Annotated in this window: 24 protein-coding genes; 15 read left to right on the top strand and 9 right to left on the bottom strand. The window is 65.2% G+C overall.

Annotated features, from left to right (window positions below; genetic code table 11):
* Nucleotides 1-13 precede the first annotated feature (13 nt).
* The 5 genes from E3T41_RS07530 to E3T41_RS07510 are packed head-to-tail and all read left to right on the top strand — an operon-like array spanning nucleotide 14 to nucleotide 6120.
* Nucleotides 14-1186: a MalY/PatB family protein gene (locus E3T41_RS07530; protein ID WP_092452234.1), complete on the top strand. Its 1173-nt coding sequence runs from the start codon at nucleotides 14-16 to the stop codon at nucleotides 1184-1186.
* A complete protein-coding gene (locus tag E3T41_RS07525; RefSeq protein ID WP_241991070.1) occupies nucleotides 1186-2628 on the top strand; it encodes an O-acetylhomoserine aminocarboxypropyltransferase/cysteine synthase family protein in 1443 nt (480 codons plus the stop codon). Before E3T41_RS07530 ends, E3T41_RS07525 begins: the two co-directional genes overlap by 1 nt.
* A 20-nt stretch (nucleotides 2629-2648) precedes the next feature.
* Nucleotides 2649-3236: a hypothetical protein gene (locus tag E3T41_RS07520; protein ID WP_134477948.1), complete on the top strand. Its 588-nt coding sequence runs from the start codon at nucleotides 2649-2651 to the stop codon at nucleotides 3234-3236.
* Nucleotides 3236-5209, top strand: a complete 1974-nt coding sequence (locus E3T41_RS07515) for an ATP-binding cassette domain-containing protein (RefSeq protein WP_092452198.1) — start codon at nucleotides 3236-3238, stop codon at nucleotides 5207-5209. Before E3T41_RS07520 ends, E3T41_RS07515 begins: the two co-directional genes overlap by 1 nt.
* The gene (locus E3T41_RS07510) at nucleotides 5206-6120 is read left to right on the top strand and encodes an ECF transporter S component (RefSeq protein ID WP_092452201.1); all 915 of its coding nucleotides are present in this window, start codon (nucleotides 5206-5208) and stop codon (nucleotides 6118-6120) included. The genes E3T41_RS07515 and E3T41_RS07510 overlap by 4 nt, the downstream gene beginning before the upstream one ends.
* Nucleotides 6121-6240: 120 nt before the next feature.
* Here the strand turns inward: E3T41_RS07510 and metH are convergent, their stop codons facing one another.
* Nucleotides 6241-9858 (bottom strand): methionine synthase, encoded by a 3618-nt coding sequence (gene metH, locus E3T41_RS07505; RefSeq protein WP_134477946.1) that lies wholly within the window; start codon nucleotides 9856-9858, stop codon nucleotides 6241-6243.
* A gap of 327 nt (nucleotides 9859-10185) precedes the next feature.
* On the opposite strand from metH, the gene E3T41_RS07500 reads away from it, so the two are divergent.
* From E3T41_RS07500 to E3T41_RS07485, 4 genes are all read left to right on the top strand, one after another.
* The gene (locus tag E3T41_RS07500; RefSeq protein ID WP_134477944.1) at nucleotides 10186-10680 is read left to right on the top strand and encodes a hypothetical protein; all 495 of its coding nucleotides are present in this window, start codon (nucleotides 10186-10188) and stop codon (nucleotides 10678-10680) included.
* 362 nt (nucleotides 10681-11042) lie between these two features.
* Nucleotides 11043-11687 carry a DUF6545 domain-containing protein gene (locus E3T41_RS07495; RefSeq protein WP_134477942.1) on the top strand — a complete coding sequence of 215 codons (645 nt, stop codon included), beginning with the start codon at nucleotides 11043-11045 and terminating at the stop codon, nucleotides 11685-11687.
* Nucleotides 11684-12139: a hypothetical protein gene (locus E3T41_RS07490; RefSeq protein ID WP_134477940.1), complete on the top strand. Its 456-nt coding sequence runs from the start codon at nucleotides 11684-11686 to the stop codon at nucleotides 12137-12139. The genes E3T41_RS07495 and E3T41_RS07490 overlap by 4 nt, the downstream gene beginning before the upstream one ends.
* A gap of 31 nt (nucleotides 12140-12170) precedes the next feature.
* Entirely contained in the window at nucleotides 12171-12464 is a 294-nt protein-coding gene (locus E3T41_RS07485) for a putative quinol monooxygenase (protein WP_092452215.1), read from the top strand.
* Nucleotides 12465-12512: 48 nt separating this feature from the next.
* On the opposite strand, the gene E3T41_RS07480 is transcribed toward E3T41_RS07485, so the two are convergent.
* Entirely contained in the window at nucleotides 12513-12839 is a 327-nt protein-coding gene (locus E3T41_RS07480; RefSeq protein ID WP_092452218.1) for an antibiotic biosynthesis monooxygenase, read from the bottom strand.
* 116 nt (nucleotides 12840-12955) lie between these two features.
* On the opposite strand from E3T41_RS07480, the gene E3T41_RS07475 reads away from it, so the two are divergent.
* Nucleotides 12956-13618 carry a histidine phosphatase family protein gene (locus E3T41_RS07475; protein ID WP_134477938.1) on the top strand — a complete coding sequence of 221 codons (663 nt, stop codon included), beginning with the start codon at nucleotides 12956-12958 and terminating at the stop codon, nucleotides 13616-13618.
* Nucleotides 13619-13676: 58 nt separating this feature from the next.
* Here E3T41_RS07475 and E3T41_RS07470 read toward each other — a convergent pair whose 3' ends face one another.
* Complete coding sequence (locus E3T41_RS07470; RefSeq protein WP_104131124.1) at nucleotides 13677-14045, bottom strand: MmcQ/YjbR family DNA-binding protein; 369 nt, start codon at nucleotides 14043-14045, stop codon at nucleotides 13677-13679.
* Nucleotides 14046-14054: 9 nt separating this feature from the next.
* Complete coding sequence (locus tag E3T41_RS07465; protein WP_092452223.1) at nucleotides 14055-15053, bottom strand: LLM class flavin-dependent oxidoreductase; 999 nt, start codon at nucleotides 15051-15053, stop codon at nucleotides 14055-14057.
* Between the two features lie 299 nt (nucleotides 15054-15352).
* On the opposite strand from E3T41_RS07465, the gene E3T41_RS07460 reads away from it, so the two are divergent.
* Both E3T41_RS07460 and E3T41_RS07455 read left to right on the top strand, forming a co-directional pair.
* On the top strand, nucleotides 15353-15547 hold the full coding sequence (locus E3T41_RS07460) for a hypothetical protein (protein ID WP_092452225.1): 195 nt from the start codon (nucleotides 15353-15355) through the stop codon (nucleotides 15545-15547).
* A 502-nt stretch (nucleotides 15548-16049) separates the two neighbouring features.
* Nucleotides 16050-17021, top strand: a complete 972-nt coding sequence (locus tag E3T41_RS07455) for an HNH endonuclease signature motif containing protein (RefSeq protein ID WP_134477936.1) — start codon at nucleotides 16050-16052, stop codon at nucleotides 17019-17021.
* An 84-nt stretch (nucleotides 17022-17105) separates the two neighbouring features.
* Here the strand turns inward: E3T41_RS07455 and E3T41_RS07450 are convergent, their stop codons facing one another.
* Both E3T41_RS07450 and E3T41_RS18465 read right to left on the bottom strand, forming a co-directional pair.
* Entirely contained in the window at nucleotides 17106-17837 is a 732-nt protein-coding gene (locus E3T41_RS07450) for an MFS transporter (RefSeq protein ID WP_241991069.1), read from the bottom strand.
* A 17-nt stretch (nucleotides 17838-17854) separates the two neighbouring features.
* Complete coding sequence (locus tag E3T41_RS18465) at nucleotides 17855-18091, bottom strand: hypothetical protein (protein ID WP_241991068.1); 237 nt, start codon at nucleotides 18089-18091, stop codon at nucleotides 17855-17857.
* A gap of 29 nt (nucleotides 18092-18120) precedes the next feature.
* On the opposite strand from E3T41_RS18465, the gene E3T41_RS07445 reads away from it, so the two are divergent.
* On the top strand, nucleotides 18121-18981 hold the full coding sequence (locus tag E3T41_RS07445) for a 3-methyladenine DNA glycosylase (RefSeq protein WP_104132752.1): 861 nt from the start codon (nucleotides 18121-18123) through the stop codon (nucleotides 18979-18981).
* Nucleotides 18982-19011: 30 nt separating this feature from the next.
* On the opposite strand, the gene E3T41_RS07440 is transcribed toward E3T41_RS07445, so the two are convergent.
* Genes E3T41_RS07440 through E3T41_RS07430 form a run of 3 tightly spaced genes read right to left on the bottom strand, consistent with a single transcriptional unit; the run spans nucleotide 19012 to nucleotide 20410 of the window.
* Nucleotides 19012-19203: a hypothetical protein gene (locus E3T41_RS07440; protein WP_134477934.1), complete on the bottom strand. Its 192-nt coding sequence runs from the start codon at nucleotides 19201-19203 to the stop codon at nucleotides 19012-19014.
* Nucleotides 19173-19730: a hypothetical protein gene (locus E3T41_RS07435; RefSeq protein ID WP_134477932.1), complete on the bottom strand. Its 558-nt coding sequence runs from the start codon at nucleotides 19728-19730 to the stop codon at nucleotides 19173-19175. Before E3T41_RS07435 ends, E3T41_RS07440 begins: the two co-directional genes overlap by 31 nt.
* The gene (locus E3T41_RS07430) at nucleotides 19727-20410 is read right to left on the bottom strand and encodes a zinc-binding dehydrogenase (RefSeq protein WP_241991080.1); all 684 of its coding nucleotides are present in this window, start codon (nucleotides 20408-20410) and stop codon (nucleotides 19727-19729) included. The genes E3T41_RS07435 and E3T41_RS07430 overlap by 4 nt, the downstream gene beginning before the upstream one ends.
* Between E3T41_RS07430 and E3T41_RS18460 the strand changes: the two genes are divergently transcribed.
* Nucleotides 20321-20851: a FadR/GntR family transcriptional regulator gene (locus E3T41_RS18460; protein WP_241991067.1), complete on the top strand. Its 531-nt coding sequence runs from the start codon at nucleotides 20321-20323 to the stop codon at nucleotides 20849-20851. The two genes, E3T41_RS07430 and E3T41_RS18460, sit on opposite strands and share 90 nt — an antisense overlap.
* Before the next feature lie 269 nt (nucleotides 20852-21120).
* Entirely contained in the window at nucleotides 21121-21654 is a 534-nt protein-coding gene (locus E3T41_RS07420) for a hypothetical protein (protein ID WP_134477931.1), read from the top strand.
* The last annotated feature ends 55 nt before the right edge of the window (nucleotides 21655-21709 follow it).

The following is a 21709-nucleotide window of genomic DNA, read 5'->3' as shown; positions in this document are numbered from 1 at the left end:
ACATGCTGTGGTCATGTCAGTCATCAAGGCCGCACCGCTGGAGCATATCCGGCGCGAGCGCAGCAGCATCAAGTGGACTCGGTTTCCCGCCGACGTACTTCCCTTGTTCGTTGCCGAGATGGATTACCCCCTGGCACCAGAGATCGTCGCGACCCTGGTGGAGCGCGTACAGGCTTCCGACACCGGCTACCTTGACGGCCCTGGGCCGCTTGCTCCGGCCTTCGCCGCGTTCGCCCTGAACCGCTGGGGCTGGAACGTAGACCCGAGCCACGTACATCTCGCCACGGACGTCAGTGTCGGCATCGTCGAGGCCCTGCGCCTGGCCGTGCCGGTTGGCGGCCGCGTCGCGATCACCCCGCCGGTCTACCCGCCGTTCTACGAACTGGTGGAGGAGGCCCTCGGTAACGTCGTGGAGACCCCCCTGATCGAGCACGGTGACACCTGGCTGTTCGACTTCGCGGCGCTGGAGCGCAGTTTCGCTTCCGGCGTCGATGCCTTCCTCCTGTGCAACCCGCACAACCCGCACGGCATCGTGTGGGCGCGGGCCACACTCGAGGAGCTCGCACGGCTCGCGGCCCACTATGACGTCTTCGTGATCTCCGACGAGATCCACGCCCCGCTCACCTACCCCGGCGCCATCTTCACTCCGTTCGCCCCGCTGGCCGTGGCCGCCGGCGCGCGCGCGGTGACCGTGACCTCGGCGAGCAAGGGCTGGAACATTGCCGGGCTCAAGTGCGCCATCATGGTCGCGGCCGATGATGCGACCAACGAGCTGTTGGGCCGCCTGCCCGAGGAAGTTGCCTGTCGCACCAGCATTCTCGGCCTGCACGCGAATATCGCCGCGTTCGGTTGTACCGACTGGCTCGACACTGCCATCGACCAAATTGTCAGCAACGATGCTCTCCTGGATTCCCTACTCCGCGAACACCTGCCCGCCGTGATCTATCACCGGCCGCGCGCCAGCTATCTTGCCTGGATGGATCTTCGCCACGTCGGTCTCGGGGACAATCCGTACCAGCGCATTCTCGACGATGCCCGCGTCGCCCTCAACAGCGGTGAGTCCTTCGGCCTCGGCGGTCAGGGCTTCGCCCGCCTCAACCTGGCCTGCTCCCCCGACACTCTGCGCGAGGCCGTCGTCCGCATCGCGGCGCTCGTCGCCCGAGTGTCGGCCGAGGCCGCGGCCTGATGACCACCTCTACACAAACGGATGCCCCGCTCCCGACCCACACCGACGCAACAGGAAGTTCCATGGCTACGCCAGCACCAGTATCCGCTTCACTCACGTCGTCACCGCTGAACTCTGACGCTCGTGAGGTCGTGGACCCGATTACCAACTGGGACGGCTTCAGCTTCGACACCCGCCAGGTGCACGTCGGCGAATACGCCGACGAAAACTGCGGCGCACGCATTCCGCCGCTCACCCTGAGCGCCGGCTACGTCTTCGACTCCTTCGACGACGGCGCCGCCCGGTTCAACGGTGGCTCCCGCGAACCCATTTACTCCCGGCAGGGCAACCCCACCAACGCGGTCGCCGAGCAGCGCCTCGCCTCGCTCGAGGGCGGCACCGCCTGTGTCGCCGTGTCGAGCGGGCAGGCCGCGATCAGCGCCGCCCTGTTCGCCTTGGCGGAAGCGGGCGAACACATCGTGTCGACCGCGAGCATTTACGGCGGTACCCGCATTCTGCTCGGTCGCAGCTTTCGCCGCATGGGCATCGAGGTCAACTACGTTTGGGACACCGACTCCGACGAAGCCTGGGACGCGGTCATTCGCCCGGAGACCAAGGCGATTTTCACCGAAACGATCCCCAACCCGCGCAACGACGTCGTGGATATCGCCCGCATTGCCGCCGTCGCCCGCCGCCACGGCATCCCCCTCGTCGTCGACAACACCGTGGCCACGCCGTACCTGATTCGCCCGTTCGAGCACGGCGCCGACATTGTCGTGCACTCGACCACCAAGTTTCTCAGCGGCCACGGCGCCGGTGTGTCCGGCGCGATCGTCGATGGCGGTACCTTCGACTGGGCGGCGAGTTCCCGCCGCTACCCGCTGCTCACCGACTCGCTACGTCCCGGCCTGCCGTCGCTGCTCGACCGGTTCGGCCCGGCCGCCTTCGCCCAGTATGTGCGCGAGGCTGTGGTCAACGACGTCGGCCCGGCGCTCTCCCCGTTCAACGGGTTTCTGCTGCACCAGGGCATCGAAACCCTGTCGCTGCGCATGGAACGCCACGTCGACAACTCCCGTGCCATCGCGCACTGGCTCGAAGAGCAGCCGGAGGTCGAGGTCGTCGACTACGCCGGCCTGCCGAGCAGCCCCCTGCACGACATTGCGCAGCAGTACTACAACGGGCGCACCGGCTCGGTCTTCGCCGTCACGGTCAGGGGCGGCATCGAGGGTGCCCGCGCCTTCACGAACGGCCTGCGGGTGTTCAGCCGCATGACCGGTATCGGCGACACCCGCTCGATGGTGTTGCATCCGCTGACCACCACCCATGCCTCCTTTGCCCCCGACCTCAACGCCCGCCTCGGCATCACCGCCGGAATGCTGCGCCTGTCAGTCGGAATCGAAGCGCTCGACGACCTTCTGCTCGATCTCCGCGGGGGGCTCGACCGAGTCGCCGGCATCCTCTAAACGCTAGGTAATCTGAACCAATGAACCTCAACGCAACAATTTTTTCTGCGCCCATTTTCTCCCGCAACACGGGCTTCCGCAGCACGGCTGCCCGCACCTCAGTTTCATTGGGCGCGCTCGTTCTGCTCGCTGCACTGAGCGGATGCGCTCCCGCTGATTCCGGCTCGTCGGCCTCACCTGCCGCGACCGCTGAAGCTTCCTCGGCCGACTGCGCCGGCGTCGCCGTCGTCGTGGACTTCGGTCTGCTTGACGCCGCCACGATCACCGAGTGCGTCGACGCGACCAAGGCCATCCCTGCGAGCGAGACCCTCGCAACGACGGGCACCACGACCGAGGGCAGCGTCGAATACGGCGACGCCATCGTCTGCCGCGTCAACGACCGCCCGGCCGCCGACGAAACCGTCGTGGTCGAGGGCCAGGAATCCTTCACCGAGAACTGCGCCTCGATGCCACCGGCTTACGCCTACTGGGCGCTCTGGGTGAAGGCCACTCCCGACGCCGAATGGGAGTACGCCCAGGAGGGCATCGGCACGCTCGAGGTCGAACCCGGCCAGTCAGTGGGACTCGTCTACACGACCGGCACTGAAACGCCGACGCCCGGCAGCTAGTGTTTCGCCTGCGCCTGGCCCCGCTTCTCGCGGCAATCGTGCTCGCGGTGGGCTTCGTGCTGCTGCGGGTCGTCTACCGCGTGGTCTTCGGCGGCGCAGGCGCTGGCACCGGCCCGGTGCTTTTGGAGCTTCCCCGGCTCCGACTCGACGGGCCGTTCAGCCACATCACGCTGTTGGGCCCGATCACCTTGGTCGGTCTCGGCAATGCCGCGCTCAGCGCACTGCCGGTTGCCGCCATCATCGTGTTCTTCGGCCTGCTGAACGCGGTCATCAATGTGCAATCCCTGTTTGCGCGCGGTGCCGGTCGCGGCCCGCTGCGCGCCATCTCTCGTTCGCTCGTCATCGCCTGGGCGACCTTTCCGGCACTGCTGGAATCCGTGCGCCACGTGCGGGTTGCCCGCTCCCTGCGCGGAGAACGATCGATCGCGTCGCTGCTCGTGCCCATCTTCGAGCAGACAATCGAGCGCGCGCTCGCGCTGGCCGCGTCGATGGAAACCCGCGGATTCGCGGCGACCCGCGTCGTAACCGGCGTGTGCGAGGAACCGGTGGTGCTCCGGGATGTCAGATTGAACTTCGGTGCTGCGCCTGACAAGACGGGCTGGCACCTCGACGAGCTCAACGTTACCCTCAAGCCCGGCACTCTCACCGTTATCGTCGGCGCGACCGGGTCAGGCAAAACCAGCCTGCTGCACAGCATGAGCGGGCTGTTCCAGCACTTCTACGACGGCGTTCAGACCGGCACCGTCAACATTGGCGGTGCCGATCGGGCCTCGACTCCCCCGCGTGACACGGCCGGTTTCGTCGGACTCATAGCGCAAAACGTTCGGCTCGGCTTCACGGCGGAAACCGTGCACGACGAGATCGGCTTCGCCCTGGCTGTGCGCAACGTCACCCCGTCCATCGTGCACGCCCGCATTCTCCAGGTCGCCGCTCGGCTGAAAATCGAACACTTGGTCGACCGACCGATCGAGCGGCTCTCAGCGGGCGAGGCCAGCCTCGTCGCAATCGCGGCGGCCATCGTGAATCACCCCATCCTGTTGCTCGTCGACGAGCCGCTTGCCGACCTCGATAGAGCCGCCCGAGATCGGGTCTGCACCGTGCTTGGCCAGCTCGCCCACGAGGCCGACGTCTGCGTCGTCATCGCCGAACACAACACGAAGGAGTTCGCTTCGATAGCGGATGCCTGGCTCCAGATTCGAGGCAGCCAGCTGCACGAGGTCTCCGCCGGTGAGATGCAGGCGCTGTCGACCGCCGAGACTCTTACGCCGACGCCGGTCGCGCCGCGAGATTTCGGAACCGTGCCTGCTGTGCTGTTGGCAAGCATCCGCCGGCTGAGCGTTCGACACCGAACGAGTCTGGTCGTCGACGACGTGTCCTTCAAGGTGCAGGCCGGCGAGCTGATCGCGCTTCGGGGTAGCAACGGCGCCGGTAAAAGTAGCCTGTTGCGGGCGATGGCGTTGCCGACGGCTGCCGACACCGTCACCGTTGCCGGCCATGACGTGCACTCCCTCAAGCGGCGAACCCGTCGGCAGGCCGTGGCGCTGGTGCCCGAGAACTTCGATGACCTATTGTTTGCGATCACCGTGGCCGAGGAGTGTCGGCGGGCTAACCGCACTCTGGCTGGCGCCGATACGGCACAGACATTTGCGCAGCTGCTGGGTTTCGATGGCGTCGCGGATGCCGCGCACCTGCTGCAGCGCCACCCACGCGACCTCTCTTCCGGCGAACGCCTCTGCCTCGTGATAGCCATTCAACTCGCGGCCCGGCCCGCCCTGCTGCTCATCGACGAACCCACTCGCGGCCTCGACCTCACGTCGCGTGCCCTGGTGAGCGACGCTTTGCTCAAGGCCGCGAGCCACAGCGCTGCGGTTATTTTCGCGACCCACGACGACGACTTCGCGCGGGGTCTCGCCACCCGAATCCTGCGCATGGAAGCCGGCCGGCTCGAAGTCCCTATCGAGGTGCACTCGTGACGGTCATTGTGAGCGCGCGCCGGCGCATCCGCTGGACGTCGTGGATTCTGGGCAGCGGCAGCGTTCTCGCCGCCGCAGCCTTCGCCTGGCCGTTCTTCGTCGCGGCGGTGCCGGCCGACGCGCAGGTCGCCGTGCCGATCGTGGCGTTCGCGCTCATTCCGGCGCTCATCGTGGCCCTCACGCTCACCCTCGACCGGGAAATGTACACGGCGAAAACAGTGGCGCTGCTCGGTGTGCTCGCGGCGGTCGGTGCCGCGGTGCGAATCGCCGGTGCCGGCATGGGCGGGGTTGAGGCGGTGTTCGTGCTGCTGATTCTGGCCGGACGGGTCTACGGCGCGCGGTTCGGTTTTCTGCTCGGACTGCTCACCATCGCGGTGTCCTCCCTGCTCTGGGGCGGCTTCGGGCCCTGGACCCCGTTCCAGATGTTCGCCTGCGGCTGGGTCGGCGCCGGCGCAGGGCTGCTGCCGCACTGGCCGAAAGCGACCCCGACCGCACCCAGGACCCAACCGGCGTCGACCGCACAAGCGCCAAGCCAACCCGCGTATGGCGAGCCCACGCAGCGCTGGCACCTCCCCAGGCTGAACGCGCAATCGCGGCTCACGACAGGGACGCGCTGGCGTGGGAGCCTCGAAATCGTGCTGCTGGCCGTCTACGGCGTCGTCTCGTCGTACCTGTTCGGCCTCATGATGAACCTCTGGTTCTGGCCGTTCGCCGTCGGTAGCGGTACCGGCATCTCCTACACGGCCGGGGCCGACGCCGGGCAGAACCTCGCCTCGTTCGCGTTGTACTCCCTGGTCACGTCAACCCTCACCTGGGACACCGTGCGGGCCATCACCACTGTGGTCGGCATCTCCCTGGTGGGCCCGGCCGTTCTCGCTGCCCTGCGCCGCGCGCGCCTGGGCCCCCGCTGACTCGTTCTCTGGCTCGAAGGCATCCGTTTCGCGCTGCGCGGGACTTGCGCCAGTGCGCGGGAGGCGCAACTCCCGCGTACTGGCGCAACTCCGCGCGGAGCCCCCTCCGACCCCGACGAACTACACAGAGAAGTACTTCGCCTCCGGGTGGTGGAACACGAACGCGTCGGTCGACTGCTCGGGGTGCAGCTGCAGCTCCTCCGACAAGACCACGCCCATCCGCTCGGGTCTAAGCAGCTCGACCACCTTGCGGCGATCCTCCATCTCGGGGCAGGCCGGGTAGCCGAGCGAGAACCGGGCACCGCGATACTCGAGCTTGAACATGCCGGCGATATCGGTGGGATCTTCGCCGCTTACACCGAATTCCGAGCGGATGCGCGAGTGCCAGTATTCGGCCAGCGCCTCGGTCAGCTGCATGGTAAGCCCGTTGAGTTCCATGTAATCGCGGTACTGGTTCGCGGCGAACATTTGGGCCGTCACTGAGTCCACGTTCGCGCCGGCGGTGACCAGCTGGAGGGCGACGACATCCGTTTGGCCAGACGCGCGACCGCGCACGAAGTCGGCCAGGCACAGGTGTTTGTCACGGCGCTGCCGGGGAAAGTTGAAGCGCAGGCGGTCGGTGCCGAGCAAGCCGTCGGAACCGCCGTCGGGCGCGAGCAGTCCAGCCTGGCCGACCAGGCCGGTCGGGTCGTCGCCGTGGTGCAGCACGACCAGGTCGTCGCCGTCGGCAACCACCGGAAAGTAGCCGTAGGCGACGGAGGCATCGAGCATGCCCTCGCCCAGGATGCGGTCGAGCCAGTAACGCAGGCGCGGCCGACCGACGGTATCGACCAGTTCCTGGTAGCTCGCGCCATCTTCGGCCCGGCTGGGCTTGAGCCCCCACTGCCCCATGAACGTGGCGCGTTCGTCGAGGAAGGCCGAAAAGTCGGCTAGGGCCACGCCCTTGACGATGCGGGTGCCCCAGAACGGCGGCACCGGGATCGGGTTGTCGCTCGCGACCTCGGACCGAGCGGGCATCTCCTCGGGTTCGGTCAAGGTGAGCAGACTCTTCTTGTGGATGCGTTTCTTGAGCGGCGGCAGGCCGACCGATTTGGGGTCGGCACCGCGGGCGATGGCCACGAGGGGTTCCATCAGGGCGAGGCCCTCAAACGCGTCGCGGGCGTAGCGCACCTGCCCGGCGAAGACGCTGTCAAGGTCGTCCTCCACGTAGGAGCGGGTGAGTGCGGCGCCACCGAGCAGGATCGGCCACTTGTCAGCGAGGCCGCGCGATTCGAGTTCGAGCAGGTTCTCTTTCATCACCACCGTGGATTTCACGAGCAGCCCGCTCATGCCAATCACGTCGGCGTTGTGTTCTTCAGCCACCCGAATGAACTCAGCAATCGGCTGTTTGATGCCGATGTTGATCACGTCGTAGCCGTTGTTAGTGAGGATGATGTCGACGAGGTTCTTGCCGATGTCGTGCACGTCGCCGCGCACGGTGCCGAGCACGATCGTGCCCTTGCCGGCGGCTTCGGATTTCTCCATATGCGGCTCGAGCAGTGCGACGGCGGCTTTCATGACCTCGGCGGATTGCAGTACGAACGGCAGTTGCATTTCGCCGCTGCCGAAGCGGGCGCCGACGACCTGCATGCCCACGAGCAGGTGCACGTTGACGATGTCGAGAGCGCTCAGCCCCCCCGCCCGGGCAAGGTCGAGGTCGGCTTCAAGGCCCTTGGCCTCGCCGTCGATAATGCGGCGCTCCAGCCGTTCGCCCACCGGCAGGGCCGCCAGTTCGGCGGCACGTTCGTCCTTCAATGCGGCGGAATCGACGCCGGCGAACAGGTCGAGCAGGGCCACCAGAGGGTCATAGGTGAGGGTGCCTTCGGCGTCGTATTCGCGGCGGTCCCAGACCAGGTCCATGGCCACCTTTCGGCGGTCATCGGGCACCGAGGCGAGCGGCACGATCTTGGCGGAGTTGACGATGGCGGAGTCGAGGCCGGCCTCGGTGGCTTCGTGCAAAAACACCGAGTTGAGCACCGACCGGGCGGCCGGGTTGAGTCCGAACGACACGTTCGACACGCCGAGCGTCGTGTGGATGCCGGGGTATTTCGCCTTGATCTGGCGGATCGCCTCGATAGTTTCGATGCCGTCGCGGCGGGTTTCCTCCTGGCCGGTCGCGATCGGAAAGGTGAGGGCGTCGACGATGATGTCCTCGACCCGCATACCCCACACGTTCACGAGGGTCTCGACCAGCCGGGTGGCGATGCGCACCTTGTGTTCGGCGGTGCGGGCCTGCCCTTCTTCATCGATGGTGAGGGCGATCACGGCGGCGCCGTGCTCCTTCACGAGCGGCATGATGCGGCCGAACCGGGAGGTCGGCCCCTCGCCGTCTTCGAAGTTGACCGAGTTCACCACCGGGCGGCCGCCGATGAGTTCCATGCCGGCCTGCAGCACGGCCGGTTCGGTCGAGTCCACCACGAGCGGCAGGGTCGAGGCGCTGGCCAGCCGGGAGACGACCTGTTTCATGTCGGCGACGCCGTCGCGGCCGACGTAGTCGATGCACACGTCGAGCAGGTGGGCGCCGTCCCGCACCTGGCTGCGGGCGATGTCGACGCAGTCGTCCCAGTTCTCGGCGAGCATTGCATCGCGGAACGCGCGCGAGCCGTTGGCGTTAGTGCGCTCGCCGATGGCGAGGAAGGCGCTGTCCTGGTCGAAGCTCACGTGCTGGTACAAGCTTGCGACGCCGGCATCCGCTTCGAGCGTTCGCGGTTTAACGGTGACACCACGCAACCGTTCGACCACGGCGGTCATGTGTGCGGGAGTCGTACCGCAGCATCCGCCCACCAGCCCCAGCCCGAATTCCTTCACGAATTGTTCGTGTGCCGTGGCGAGCTGGTCAGGGGTGAGCGGGTAGCTCGCGCCGGTCTTGGTCAGCTGCGGCAGGCCGGCGTTCGGCATACAGATGACGGGAACGCGGGAGAATTTGGAAAGGTGGCGCAGGTGCTCGCTCATCTCGGTCGGTCCGGTGGCGCAGTTCAGGCCGATCGCGTCGATGCCGAGGGGTTCGAGCGCCGTCAGGGCTGCGCCGATCTCGCTGCCCATCAGCATGGTTCCGGTGGTCTCCACCGTCACCTCGACGAAAATCGGCAAGCGGATGCCGGTCTCGGTAATGGCCTGCTTGCATCCGTTCACCGCGCTCTTGGTCTGCAGCAGATCCTGCGAGGTTTCGATCAAAAACGCGTCGGCGCCACCGCGGATCAACCCGAGCGCCTGCTCGGCGAAGGTGGCCTTGAGGTTGGCGTAGGTGGTGTGGCCGAGGCTGGGCAGTTTGGTGCCGGGGCCCATCGAGCCGAGCACCCAGCGCACCCGGCCGTCGCGGGCTTCGAAATTTTCGGCGCTGGTGCGGGCGATCTCCGCGCCGAGCCTGGCGAGCTCTTCAATGCGGTCCTCAATGCCGTAGTCGGAGAGGTTGGACCAGTTCGCGCCGAAGGTGTTGGTCTCGATGGCGTCGATGCCGGTCGCGAGGTAGACGTCGTGGATGGCCGCGATGATATCGGGGCGGCTCACGTTGAGGATCTCGTTGCAGCCCTCCAACTGCTGGTAGTCCTCGAGAGTGGGATTGTGCTCCTGCAGCATGGTGCCCATCGCGCCGTCCGCGATCACCACGGAGTTCGTCACGGCATCCAACAGGGCCTGGGATCGAGCCGGGCGCGCCGCTTCGACAAGTATTTCGGCGGCAGTCGTTCGCTCAGTGCTCATTGGCTCAGCTTAACGGCGGGCATCGGCACTCCGACGAGGAGGCGTAACGAATCTTAGTGTGCGGGCCCCGGCCCGATGAGTCTGCCCGATTTTAGGACTCAATGTCCACGTGGAGCCAGGGGCCGCTCGATGAATGGTGGTCGTACCGTGTGCAGAACCGGTACTGGAGCCCCCGCGTTGCCACCATTATCGAGCGATGCCCTGGCCGATCCTCCCCCGAGAACCCACGTTAGACATGTCTATCGTAGCCCAATATGGGCGCCGGTGCATACTTGCGGTGGCCGATCCCGCTGCGGGGTAGGCTAATGGGCTAACAGGGGGCATCGTATGAGCTACGAAGCACGGCAGAAACGGGCACACACGATGGTGTCCGACCTCGGTCTGCCCCGCCCACTGACGGCTGAATTGCTGCACCGGCACATGGAATCGGTGCGTGGAAAAAAGATCGTGGTGCAGAGCGCGACCCCCCGCATGCTGGAGTCGGGGCTCTGCGGGCTGTGGATCGCCGTGGCCGGTGAGAACTTTGAGCGAATCCATTTGGCACCAACCACCTCCCCGGTGCACCGCCAGCAATTCCTCAACCACGAGTTCGGTCACATGATTCTCGATCACGAGAAAGAACTCATTTCTGCGGAACGAATTGCGCTGCTGGCACCCCTGATTCCGATCGACGCGATCGCCTACGCCCTGTCGCGGAGCCAGTTCACCGATGAGCAGGAAGCCCTGGCCGAAGCCATCGGAGATCGATTGGCCCTCATCATGCTGCAGGACGCACCCGAAGCTGTCCAGGGCACCCCCACCGGATTCGGACGAGTTCTCTAGTGCAAGCGACCATCCTCATTACCGCGTCCGGAATCCTCTGGACAGCTGCGATCCTCTGCCTGCCTTCAGCCATCAGAGGGCGTCGCCGCTCGCTTTTGTGGTTCTTGTCTTCATTTGCCCTAACCATGAGCTTGCAGCCAAAACCCGTGTACGACGCTGTAGATTCAATCCTGGGCGGCGTAAATACAACCTACTTTCTGTTCCATGCTGTGGCGATCGCCACTGTAGGGCTGGCCGACCTGATGGTCCAGGAGGCGGTCAGCGGCTCTGCTATCACGCGCAGTCGACGAAGGATCACCGCACTCGTCGGGGGCATAATTATTTCACTGCAAGCCACCTTGTTTTTCTCAAGCGAGTGGCGCTTGACGCAGAACATCTCCCAGTCGTATATCGCCCGGTGGGACTACACCGCTTACGCGTCGACGACCTGGGTCACCATCGCACTCTTCTCAGTCTCGGTTTCTTATGCCTGTCTGACTGACTTGCGCACCCAGTCCAGACCCGTAACCAGGTCGGCCCTCAGCTTGATGATCCTCGGATGCCTGTGCATTCTGACCTATGCCGTGAACAGCCTCATCGGTGCTTCACAGACAGCTCTCGATCCGAACTTTGTCTTGCCGGAGTGGCGTGAATCTGTGCAGAGACTGGTCTTACTCGTCGCCCCGATCAGTCTCGGGGTCGGCTTGGGACTCACTCCATCCGCTGACGGGCTGGCCGCCGCCCGAAAGAATTACCGCGACCGCGTGCTGCTCTGGAAGATCACGCCGCTGTGGCAACGCCTCCTGGCCGACACTCCCGAACTCAGTATCGAACGAGAGCTGTCACCGCTTCAGCTACTCACCGTGCGCAGTCCCGGAGTGCACCTCTATCGGCGGCACGTCGAAATTCGTGACAGTCTGCTATTGCGCCCCGGGCAGGCCCTGTCCCCCGCCGACCTGGCCGTGATCGACCTGGCCGAAGCGCGCACGCAGGCCCGAACCACCGCTCTGGCCGGGGTGACCAGATGACCGTCGCGCGGGGCGCCGACGAGGTGAGCCCCCAGGTGGATTTGGCGCGCAAACTCAACTTACTGCTTGACGTCGTCGTCGCTGAAGGAAATACTCCGTACACCTATCGCCAGATCGAAGCGGGGCTCAAGGAACGCGGCCTGACCCTGTCGCGAGCTCGCTGGGCGTACATGATCACCGGCGAAGGACCGCTCGTCACCGATCCGGCATTGCTCACCGGAATCGCCGAGTTCTTCCGCATCCCTCCGGAGTACATGCTCGGCTCCGATGGCGACCTGCCCGAACGGGTCGACGCTCAACTCGCCTTCGTGAAGAGCCTGCGCGTTGCGCGCGTGGTGAGCTTCGCTGCCCGGATGCTCGGCGATGTCTCCCCCGAAACCCTCCGGTCGATCACCGAGCTGCTCGAAAGCGACACTCCCGATCCACCTCCGGATTCAATAGATCACGCATAGTGGTCCCATCCTCAACCGCAAGGAGCTTTTCGTGCCCATCACTGCTTTTCTCGACATCCATGTGAAAACCGAGTCTCTCGCTGACGCTCCTGACATCCTGCACGAGACTCTCATCGTTACCAGAGCCTTCACTGGATGTCTTGGCGTGGATGTCCTCGTCGATACCGAAGACCCCACCCACTTCGTACTCGTGGAGAAGTGGGCGTCACTGGAGCACGACGCCGCCTACCGCACCTTTCGAGCCGGGCCAGGAAAATCACCCCTCGGAGCAGTCCTGGCCGGCCCGCCCCTGCTGACCAAGTTCGAAATCGCCACGGATATCTAAGGCACTATCCGAGGTGCGCGACCGCTTCTGCCGTGCCGCCAGACATCGTCAGCGCCCGGTTCCACCGGCGATGGCGTAGGACCACAGCTCACTGCTCACACCGACCGGGCGCGCGGCCGGCTCGCCGTCTTTCGGCGTCTCGCTGCGGTGCCCGTGCGCGAAGGACGGCGAGGTGAGCCAGGCCTGAAAGGATTCCTCATCGGCCCAGCGGGTCACGACGAGCCAGGTCAGGCGGTCGTCGGTCGGCTTGAGCAGTTCGAAGCCCTCAAAACCGGGGCGGTCGTCGACGGCACCGGCGCGGGCGGCGAAGCGCTGGGCGAGCTCGTCGCCGCCATCGCTCGGCACGGTGATGGCGTTGATTTTGATGATCGTCATGGGGCTGCTTCCTGTTTGACCGGTCGTGGGTGTGTGTCCCATGCTGCCACTGTCGGCTGCGTGCCCGCGCCGCGAACCGCTCGCCATTCAGGCTCGATGCTTATGCTGGAGGGACCATGCGACTTCTTTTGATCCGTCACGGCCAGACTCCCGGCAACGTTCTCGGGCGGCTCGACACCGCGCATCCCGGTCCGGGCCTGACCAATCTCGGTCTGCGCCAGGCCGCTGCGATTCCCGATGCCCTGCGCTCCGACCCGATCGACGCCATCTTCGTATCAACGCTCCAGCGCACCCAGCTAACGGCGCATCCGCTCGCCGCCGACCGCGGTCTAGAGCTGCAGGTCGCCGGGGGTTTGCACGAGATCGAAGCCGGGTCGCTGGAGGGTCTGCGTGATCGGGCATCCGTTCGTGCCTATTTAGAGACCGCGGTGGCCTGGGGTTCCGGCGATCTTGATAAGCGGATGCCGGGTGCTCACGACGGCCACGATTTCCTGCGTCGGTTCGACGTAGACATTGCTGCGGCGGCGGGGCGCTCGGAAGTGGCGGCGGTGTTCAGCCACGGCGCGGCGATTCGGGTGTGGACGGCCGCGCGTGCCCAGAACGTGCCGCCCACTTTCGCCAGTGAGAACGAGCTCGATAACACCGGTGTGGTCGAGCTCACCGGCTCGCCAGAGGACGGTTGGACCCTGCTGTCTTGGGCCGGCCTCCCGGTCGGCGGCATGGCGCTGGCCGACCTCGGCGCGGCCGACCCACTGGGCGAACCGCTCGCCGAGGTGTGATTTGGCGGCATCCGTTTGCCGACCCGTGAGTCTCGACCTGATTTCAACGGCCTGTAACTCACGTCTCGTCAACGTTGGGACGTTGCTGCGCCCGGGGAACTCTCGGCCGCACGAGAGCGTGGCTATCCCGCAGCAGCTCCTCGACGAGCTCGCGGGGCACATGGCCATCGAGCACAATCGTGATCCAGTGCTTCTTATTGAGGTGATACCCCGGCGTGATCCACGCGGGAAACTCCTCACGCAGTGCGCGGCTTTCCTCCGGATCACACTTTAGTGAGACCGTCAGCGGGTCGCCGGCCAGGGCAGCAAGGGCAAAAATCTTGCCGTTGCCGCTGGTTTTGAACACGCTCGTCTCCTCGCCGAACGGAAAGGTCTCAACAGCCTGAGGCAGGCTCAGACACAGGTCGACGAGCGCGTCCGGAGTCATCAGGCCAATCTAGGCCGCGACAAGATTCATCGCATCGGCGGTCAGCTCGACCGACCGCAGGCGTTCCTCGATCAGCGGCGACTGGTGGGCCAGAATGAGCTCATCGGCCCCGGTTCCCTCGGCGAATTCCTTGAGGTAGGCGCGCACCTCGTCCGCCGTTCCGACGGCCGAGTAGCGCATCATGTTGGCGATGTTCCGGCCCTCCGGGGTGGTCAGGAAGACGTCGATCTGGTCGTCGCTGTACTCGGGCGTGGCCGGTCCGCGGGAGAGCATGCCGCGCACCCGGATGCGACGGGTCGTGTCAAACTGCGCCACAGCATCCGCTTTCTCATCGGCCGCGATCACGTTGGCGGCAATAATGAGGTGCGGGGCGGCGAGCTGCTCCGAGGGCCTGAAGTCGCGGCGGTAGAGCGCGATGGCCTCGTGAAGCGCGTCGGGCGCGAAGTGCGAGGCGAAGGCGTAGGGCAAGCCGAGTGCGGCGGCGAGACCGGCGCCGAACAGCGAGGAGCCGAGAATGTACAGCGGAACGTTGGTGCCGGCTCCGGGAACCGCCTGCACACCGGGCACGATCGACTGGCCGCGCAGGTAAGCCTGCAGTTCCATGACGTCCTGGGGAAACTGGTCGGAGGCACGCGGATCGCGTCGCATCGCCCGAGCGGTGGTCTGGTCGCTGCCGGGCGCCCGTCCAAGGCCCAGGTCGATGCGATCGGGGTAGAGCTCGGCGAGAGTGCCGTACTGCTCGGCGATCACGAGCGGCGAGTGGTTGGGCAGCATGACGCCGCCGGATCCGAGCCGAATGGTGCTGGTCTGCCCAGCAACGTGGCCGATCAGAATGCTGGTCGCCGACGATCCGATCGTCGGCATATTGTGGTGCTCCGCATACCAGACGCGCGCATACCCGTGTTTTTCGGCGGTCTGGGCCAGCGCGACACTCGCCGCAAAGCTCTCTCGAGCGGTCTCCCCAGGGGCAATCGGAGCGAGGTCAAGAATGGACAGCGGAATAGTCATACTGGGACCAACGCTGGCGCGCGCAAATCGTTACCCGCTACCCGAAATGGGCAAGAGGCATTTCCATCAGGTAACGAACTGAAACATTTTCGCCTTCTTGCAGACAATCCGTACCCGGGCGACCTAGCCTCGTACGCATAGACCAGCTCCGTCAGCATCGCCGGAGAGTGACATCGGGTTTCGATCCTGATCGCGTGCCACCAATTCGCGCACGATCAATTCGAGGCAAACGCCTGCTCCGGTAGGTGCATTCGCCCGGCAGCTCCGACGAGATGCCCCGCTGAAGTGGAACCACAACCATGACCGACGACGAACTCTTGCTTGAAATCGACTACACCGGCTACGACAGCTCCTGCCGCGACCCGCACATCACCCCAGCCGCGGACCTCGTGGAGTGCCGCCGCCTGTGCGGCCACGGCGGCGAGCCGCACGGCACCCGGGCCGGCGTCCGCGCCATCCGCTGGAGTGTGGAGCTCACTCCCCTGGCCGCGTAACGCCGAAGCTGGAGGGCTCCGCCTGGGCCTGCGCGTCCGGGGCACTCCTGCGCCTGCGCGGCCACTTTGCCGGCGGTTGCGGTTCCCGTTGCGGCCGCGTTGCGGCTGCGTTGCGCCGGTGCCCCTACAGTCTTCTGCGCCAGCCGTCGGGCTGCGCCGGCGCGCACTGTTCTTGGTCCTGGCCTGTCAAACAGCTGGGAGCGCGTTCGCAACATGGGCCCGGCATGCCCGCGCACGCTGTTTGTGGATCGGGACGCCATTCCAATCGCCCGAATCTGCCCTGCATAAAATGGTGACAGAGTTTCGATAGTTATTTTTATTTGTCTTTCGCGTCACCGCAACGCTTCCGAGGGCACGAACCTTTCAATTGAACGTGATTCAGGGCCTTCCAGCGCGGGGGAAGCTCCGCCAATTCGCTGTAGCACCGAAATTCGTGTAGAAATTTACCTGAGCTTCTCTCGCTTTTGTGTTCGGTTTGGGCTACAATCATGGGAAGGAGGCAATGGCGCCCATGTTCATGGAAAACCCGAGCGAGGTCAGTGTGAACCCTGTGATTGTGGCGGTGGAGCAGGCGCGGGATGCGTTGTTGGCGGCGTTGGGCGGGGTGTCGTTCGGGCTGCTCGGTGATGACGAGTCCTTGAGCATGTTGCTTGCGCTGGAGGGTGTGGGCCGGGTTGTTGATGGCGCCCGGGTGCTGTCGACGACGGATGTGCTGCGTCGTTCCGAGTACCTTGATAAGTCCATGGCAACGACGGCAGCGGCGATGACCGACGGGCAGACCGACAGCCAGCATGGCCGGCACGCAGGCCGCGACGAGCAGGCTGGAGCAAGCGACGGCCAGGTGCTCAGTCCTTGCCCGCAGGAACCCGGCGACATCCGCTCGATTGGTGAGAAGCAGGCCGGCATCCTCCGCGCGGTGTTCGAAGCGGCCGCTCGACAGCCGGGAACCCCGACGATGGGCGGCGCGGCACCAACGGTGCTGGTGCACATCCACATCGACGACCTCCTCGCCGGGCGCGGCGCCGGCTGGATCGACGGCATCAACGGTCCCCTCAGCGTCAAACAAGTCGAAGAACTCGTCTGCGCCGGCGGCTATCAGCCCGTGTTGTTCGGCCACCAGGGTCAGGTTGTGCACCTCGGCACCACCAACCGATTCTTCACCAACAGCCAACGCCGAGCATTAGCGGCCCGTGATGGTGGCTGTGTCATCCCCGGCTGCACCGTGCCACCCCACCTCACGCAGGCTCACCACGTTATTCCCTGGAATAAGGAAGGTCTGACAAATATCGACAACGCCGTTCTCATCTGCAACGCCGCGCATGCCAGCATCGAAACATCCGGATGGAACATCGACATGCGACACGGACGCCCCTGGGTCCGCGGACCCCTCATCTTCGACCCCACCCAAACCTGGCGCCCCGCCGGCCAAAACCGCGCCGCCACCCCAGCCGAGAAACCCCACTGGGAAAAGTAGGCCTACCGCTGATCGAGATTCCTGACGTGGGTCTCGATCACTCGTTCTTCGCGCCTCGACAGAGGCATCCGCTTTCTACAAAGGTCAGTAGCGGAGCGAGATGCCGTGCCCGATGCGACGAAACAGCAAGGCCGCGATGATCGCACCGCCCAAGAAGAACCCTGCACCCCACCAGTCAGCCACGGCATAGCCGTCAACAGCAGCCTGGGCGGCAACCGCGGCCGTTGCGGGCAGGTGATCGGCGACGTAGTTGGTGGCCGCAGTGGCGGCGAGGGTATTAGGCAACGCCGTTCCGAGGGAACCGCCGATCTGCTGGCTGGTGTTGACCATCGCCGAGGCGACCCCCGCGAATTGGCCGTCGACGCCGAGCGTCGCGGTCTGCATGGAGGCGGGCATGATCGTTCCCATCGCAAGCCCGATGATCATCAGCGGCGGCAGCACATCGACCGCGTAGACGCTGTTCAAATCGAGGTGTGTGAGATACACCATGCCGATCGCGCCGCGGGCCATGCCGATCGGCACCAGTACCTTGGGCCCGAATCGAGGCACGAAAATGTTCGTCGACAGCTGCGCGGCCAGCACGAGCATGGCGATCATCGGCAGGAACGACAGACCGGTCTGCATCGGCGAATACTGCAGTGAGGTCTGCAGAAAGTAGGTCACGAACAGGAAGACGCCGAATATACCCGCACCAGAGATGAGAATCGAAATGTAGGCGGCCGCGCGGTTGCGTTCCAGCACGATGGCCATTGGCAGAAGAGGATGCGCCGCCTTGCGTTGCCGAAGCACGAACGCGACCAGCAGAATCCCGGCCACCACAAGCGTGCCCCAGGTCAGGATGAAGTCCCACCGTCGGTCTCCGCATTGGAGAATCCGTAGACCAGACCGAATAGGCCTCCGGAGACCAGCAGGGTTCCGGGAATATCGAGCTTCGGTCGCGGGCCCGTGCGCGTGACGTGGCTGACGAAGACCGCCGCGCCGACAATAGCGACCACGGTGATGACGACGTTGATGTAGAAGTTCCAACGCCAGTCGTCCTGCTGCCCGCCGTCGGCCTGGGCAGCCAGCATCTTCAGGGTTGACGGCGTAGTGTCGACGGGTGCGACGTACTGACCAGACCCAGGAGCTCGAGACCGACGAGTGGCGGGGCCGCGAGCAGGTTCACGAGGAACGCGCCGACGCCTTCACTCGCGGCCGCCGAGAGCGCGCGGCAACCGGCCAGACACATCCGGTCGACGATTTTCTGTTCACGTACTATCCATTTCGCCCGGGCCTGCTGCGCCGCTGGCATCCCGGCGCCGGCGTGCTGCTCCAGGGCGCGGCCGATCTGCCCCGCGCAACGTGGAAGTGGTACCGCAGCACGGGCAGCGCCAGCCAGGTGGATGCCGCCGCCTTCTCCGCAAAAAATGAGCGCGTCATCCGCTTCATCGGAACACTCCTCACCGCGACCCGGCAGCGGCCAGCCCACTTCGGCTGTTTCGGACTGCACGAGTGGGCGATGGTCTACCGCCAGGGTGAGCACCGGCACGTCGCGCCGCTGCGCCTCGGCCAGAGCGACACCGACGCCGTCGTCGACGGCAACCGCGTGGCCTGCAGCCACTTCGACGCGTTTCGGTTCTTCACCCCGGCGGCCCTGCCACTCAATCAGCTGCAACCGTCGCGGGAGAACCAGCCGGTGCTGGAGCAGCCGGGCTGCCTGCACGCCGGCATGGACATCTACAAGTGGGTGATCAAGCTCGGCCCCCTGGTTCCCGGCGAGGTCCTGCTGGACGCCTTCGAGCTTGCGCGCGACATCCGCCAGCTCGACATGGAGGCCTCCCCCTACGACCTGAGCGCCTGGGGCTATGAGCCGGTAGCGGTCGAAACTGCCGCGGGCAAGGCCGAGTACGTGCGCCGGCAGCGCAGCTTCACCGAGCGCAGCAACCTGCTGCGCGACCGCGTGGTCGACCTACTCGGCTGACGCCGCCGCTGCTCCTCGGATGAGATCTGATTATCGCGCCTGATCGGGCATCGGCGGATGACACCGCAGCAGCGTCAGCTCACCGGTTATGGTGAGCTCACCGATGTTGTGCGGCGTGAGAATCGTGAGCCCCGGCGCGAGAACGGCGTGGGACCCGTTCGCCGCGGTGAGCTGCCCGCTCCCCGAGAGGATCACGAGAATGCTGACGCCTGCCTCCAGCACGGTCTCCCCGCTACCGACCTGTATTCCGCACGAAAGTAGGATCCGGCCTGCGGCACCAGGGTGTGCGCGCCGGTGCCAGCGTGCACGAGGAGCGTTTCGAGCTCCGCCAACGACCACCCCTGACGGTCGGTCGCCTCCAAAGCTTTCTCGACGCCAATCCCGAGATGACCGTGCCGCGGCCCATCGAACGCAAAGCCTTTCCACTCCAGCAGCACGGACATGTCTTCGGGCTCCTGCACCTCAACGATAAAGACACCGGCACCGAACTGTGTATGGTGGTCACGGCCCAACCAACCGACCGGGTCACCGAGAACAGCGTCGCGGAGTCGTTCCCCGGTTGGAAGCTCGGTCAGCCCAATGTCCTTTTCACCGAAAATCGTCGTGGTCGATGCAACCCAATCTTCGGGAACATGATCGATGCTTCCTTCCTCGTGCCGGAAGGCGCGAATTTTTGGCCCACCGGCGTAGAACCGGTTCGCTGGCTGGTTGCTCGGCAGGAGCACCGGTCGCTCAGGTGCCGCCGTCATCGCGCGGTCGGGTTGGGGGTCACGATGGATTTCAGAACACCCGGTTGTGTCGTCGAACGTAGGGCGGCGTCAACCTGGTCGAGGTCGAAATGGCCGGTGACGAGGGAATCCAGATCAACGAGGCCTCGACTCACCAAGTCGATGGCCGTCGGCCAGGTGTTGGCGTACCGAAAGATGCCCGTGACGATGAGTTCACGGTTCTGGATGACGGAAATCGGCAGGGCAATTTCCCCCGCGCCCATTCTGACGAGCACGACGATTCCCCCGGCGCGAACGGCTCGCAGGCCCGATTGTACGGCGCTCGCTGCACCCGAGGCATCCACAAATACGTCCACCGCGAGTCCAAGCGTCGCGATGTCTTCGACAAGTGGATCGATTGCTCGGGTCGCACCAACGAGCAGCGCTTGCGCTCGGCGTGCGGGGCTCACATCCGAGATGATGATCTCGCTGGTCCCATAGGCACGAGCGACCTGCGCGGTGATGATGCGGATCGGACCGGCACCGGTGATGAGAACACGGGTACCGATGGTTATGCGGCCCTTTTGGGCGGTGGCGATCGCTACCGACAGGGGCTCGAGAATGGACACACGTTGACCCACCCGTTCCGGGTCGATGGCTCGCCCGACGGCAACAATTCGACCGCCCGATTCGTGTCCGAGGACGAGGGGCTCATCAACGATCCAGTCGCCAAGACGACCATCATGCCAGAAATGAACGTCGGATCCGCAGACGCCGACCGCGCCACCGAACGGATGCCCCCCGCTGCGATCGCGCGTCTGCACGGCCATCTGGAGAAAATGCGACTGTCCGCATCCGACCTCTCGGCGTTCGTCGAGGCTGATCTCCAGTTTCATCTGGAACTGGCGCAGAGCACCGACAACACGGCACTTCTGGATCTGCTGCAGAACATCCGCTCGCTCCTGCGTGTCTGGTCGGACCGGTCTGTTCAAGACAACGAGCACGCAAGATTGGCCATTGTGGAACACACCGCCGTCTATGAGACTATCGCCGCGGGTGATTCCGAAGCGGCCGCCACCGCAATGGTGACGCATATGCGTACCGCAGGTGCTCGCCTGGCTGGACCGACCGAACCGCCTGCCACCGGGCCACTTGGGAGTTGAGCCACCGCAGGTGCTGCCATCCTGCCTGCTGCCGCTTCCGACACTGCCTCTCTTTCAGAGTACGGCTGCCAGCGTCTTCTCAGGTTTTGCCGCGACGGCGAGTGGATGCCGCTCGTCGCGGCGATCTGCGGTCGCAACATGAGCGTGCCGTACGGTTCACGGCCCCCGTTGTGGGGGAGTCAACCAAACCCGGATCGCCGGGGCTCCGGACCATCTGTGCGGCCCGAAAACAACTCGAGGCTGGAACAGAACAACGATTAGGAGCTCTCATGAACACGATCACGAAGCACACGAACGTTCGCAAGATCACGGCGCTGGGATTCACCGGCGCCGCGGCATCCGCTCTCATCATCGGTGGTTTCGTCGCTCCCGCGCAGGCCTTCACCGGCGACAGCACGAGCACCACGACGAGCACGAGCACCGACAACTCCTCCGAACAGAACCGCCTGGACATCATCGGTGGCCTGTTCAACCTCTCCGGCAACGAGGCAACGGGCAACGGTGTGCTCGGCAACGACACCTCCGTCGGCGGCGTCGGCAACGGTGGCGTCGTCAACGGCCCGCTCATTGACGACTCGCTCACGAACGACATCGGCGATGTCGCCTCGGGCAACGAGGTCGGCAATGACGCATCCGTCGGGAACGGCACCGACGTGGTAGCACCGATCGAGGCTCCGGTCGACGCCGGTAACGGCACCGACATCGATGGCGTTGATGGCGGCGACATCGACAGCGGTGACATCGACGGCTCGGTCGACTCGATCGTCAACGACGTTCTCGGCGATCTCGGACTCGGCCGCTAACCAAACCGCTTAGCAGCCAGGGCGTCTCCCCTTCGGGAGGCGCCCTTCCTGGCTT

It is taken from the genome of Cryobacterium sp. Hh38 (assembly GCF_004403235.1).
GTDB classification, from domain to species: domain Bacteria; phylum Actinomycetota; class Actinomycetes; order Actinomycetales; family Microbacteriaceae; genus Cryobacterium; species Cryobacterium levicorallinum.
This window is presented reverse-complemented; position numbering and strand designations above follow the sequence as displayed.

What these genes read in the sequence shown, in the direction of transcription:
- E3T41_RS07530 (WP_092452234.1), top strand. Translation starts at nt 14, where the DNA reads ATGTCAGTCATCAAGGCCGCACCGCTGGAGCATATCCGGCGCGAGCGC.
- E3T41_RS07525 (WP_241991070.1), top strand. Translation starts at nt 1,186, where the DNA reads ATGACCACCTCTACACAAACGGATGCCCCGCTCCCGACCCACACCGAC.
- E3T41_RS07520 (WP_134477948.1), top strand. Translation starts at nt 2,649, where the DNA reads ATGAACCTCAACGCAACAATTTTTTCTGCGCCCATTTTCTCCCGCAAC.
- metH (WP_134477946.1), bottom strand. Translation starts at nt 9,858, where the DNA reads ATGAGCACTGAGCGAACGACTGCCGCCGAAATACTTGTCGAAGCGGCG.
- E3T41_RS07500 (WP_134477944.1), top strand. Translation starts at nt 10,186, where the DNA reads ATGAGCTACGAAGCACGGCAGAAACGGGCACACACGATGGTGTCCGAC.
- E3T41_RS07490 (WP_134477940.1), top strand. Translation starts at nt 11,684, where the DNA reads ATGACCGTCGCGCGGGGCGCCGACGAGGTGAGCCCCCAGGTGGATTTG.
- E3T41_RS07480 (WP_092452218.1), bottom strand. Translation starts at nt 12,839, where the DNA reads ATGACGATCATCAAAATCAACGCCATCACCGTGCCGAGCGATGGCGGC.
- E3T41_RS07475 (WP_134477938.1), top strand. Translation starts at nt 12,956, where the DNA reads ATGCGACTTCTTTTGATCCGTCACGGCCAGACTCCCGGCAACGTTCTC.
- E3T41_RS07470 (WP_104131124.1), bottom strand. Translation starts at nt 14,045, where the DNA reads ATGACTCCGGACGCGCTCGTCGACCTGTGTCTGAGCCTGCCTCAGGCT.
- E3T41_RS07465 (WP_092452223.1), bottom strand. Translation starts at nt 15,053, where the DNA reads ATGACTATTCCGCTGTCCATTCTTGACCTCGCTCCGATTGCCCCTGGG.
- E3T41_RS07460 (WP_092452225.1), top strand. Translation starts at nt 15,353, where the DNA reads ATGACCGACGACGAACTCTTGCTTGAAATCGACTACACCGGCTACGAC.
- E3T41_RS07455 (WP_134477936.1), top strand. Translation starts at nt 16,050, where the DNA reads ATGGCGCCCATGTTCATGGAAAACCCGAGCGAGGTCAGTGTGAACCCT.
- E3T41_RS18465 (WP_241991068.1), bottom strand. Translation starts at nt 18,091, where the DNA reads ATGCTGGCTGCCCAGGCCGACGGCGGGCAGCAGGACGACTGGCGTTGG.
- E3T41_RS07435 (WP_134477932.1), bottom strand. Translation starts at nt 19,730, where the DNA reads ATGACGGCGGCACCTGAGCGACCGGTGCTCCTGCCGAGCAACCAGCCA.
- E3T41_RS07420 (WP_134477931.1), top strand. Translation starts at nt 21,121, where the DNA reads ATGAACACGATCACGAAGCACACGAACGTTCGCAAGATCACGGCGCTG.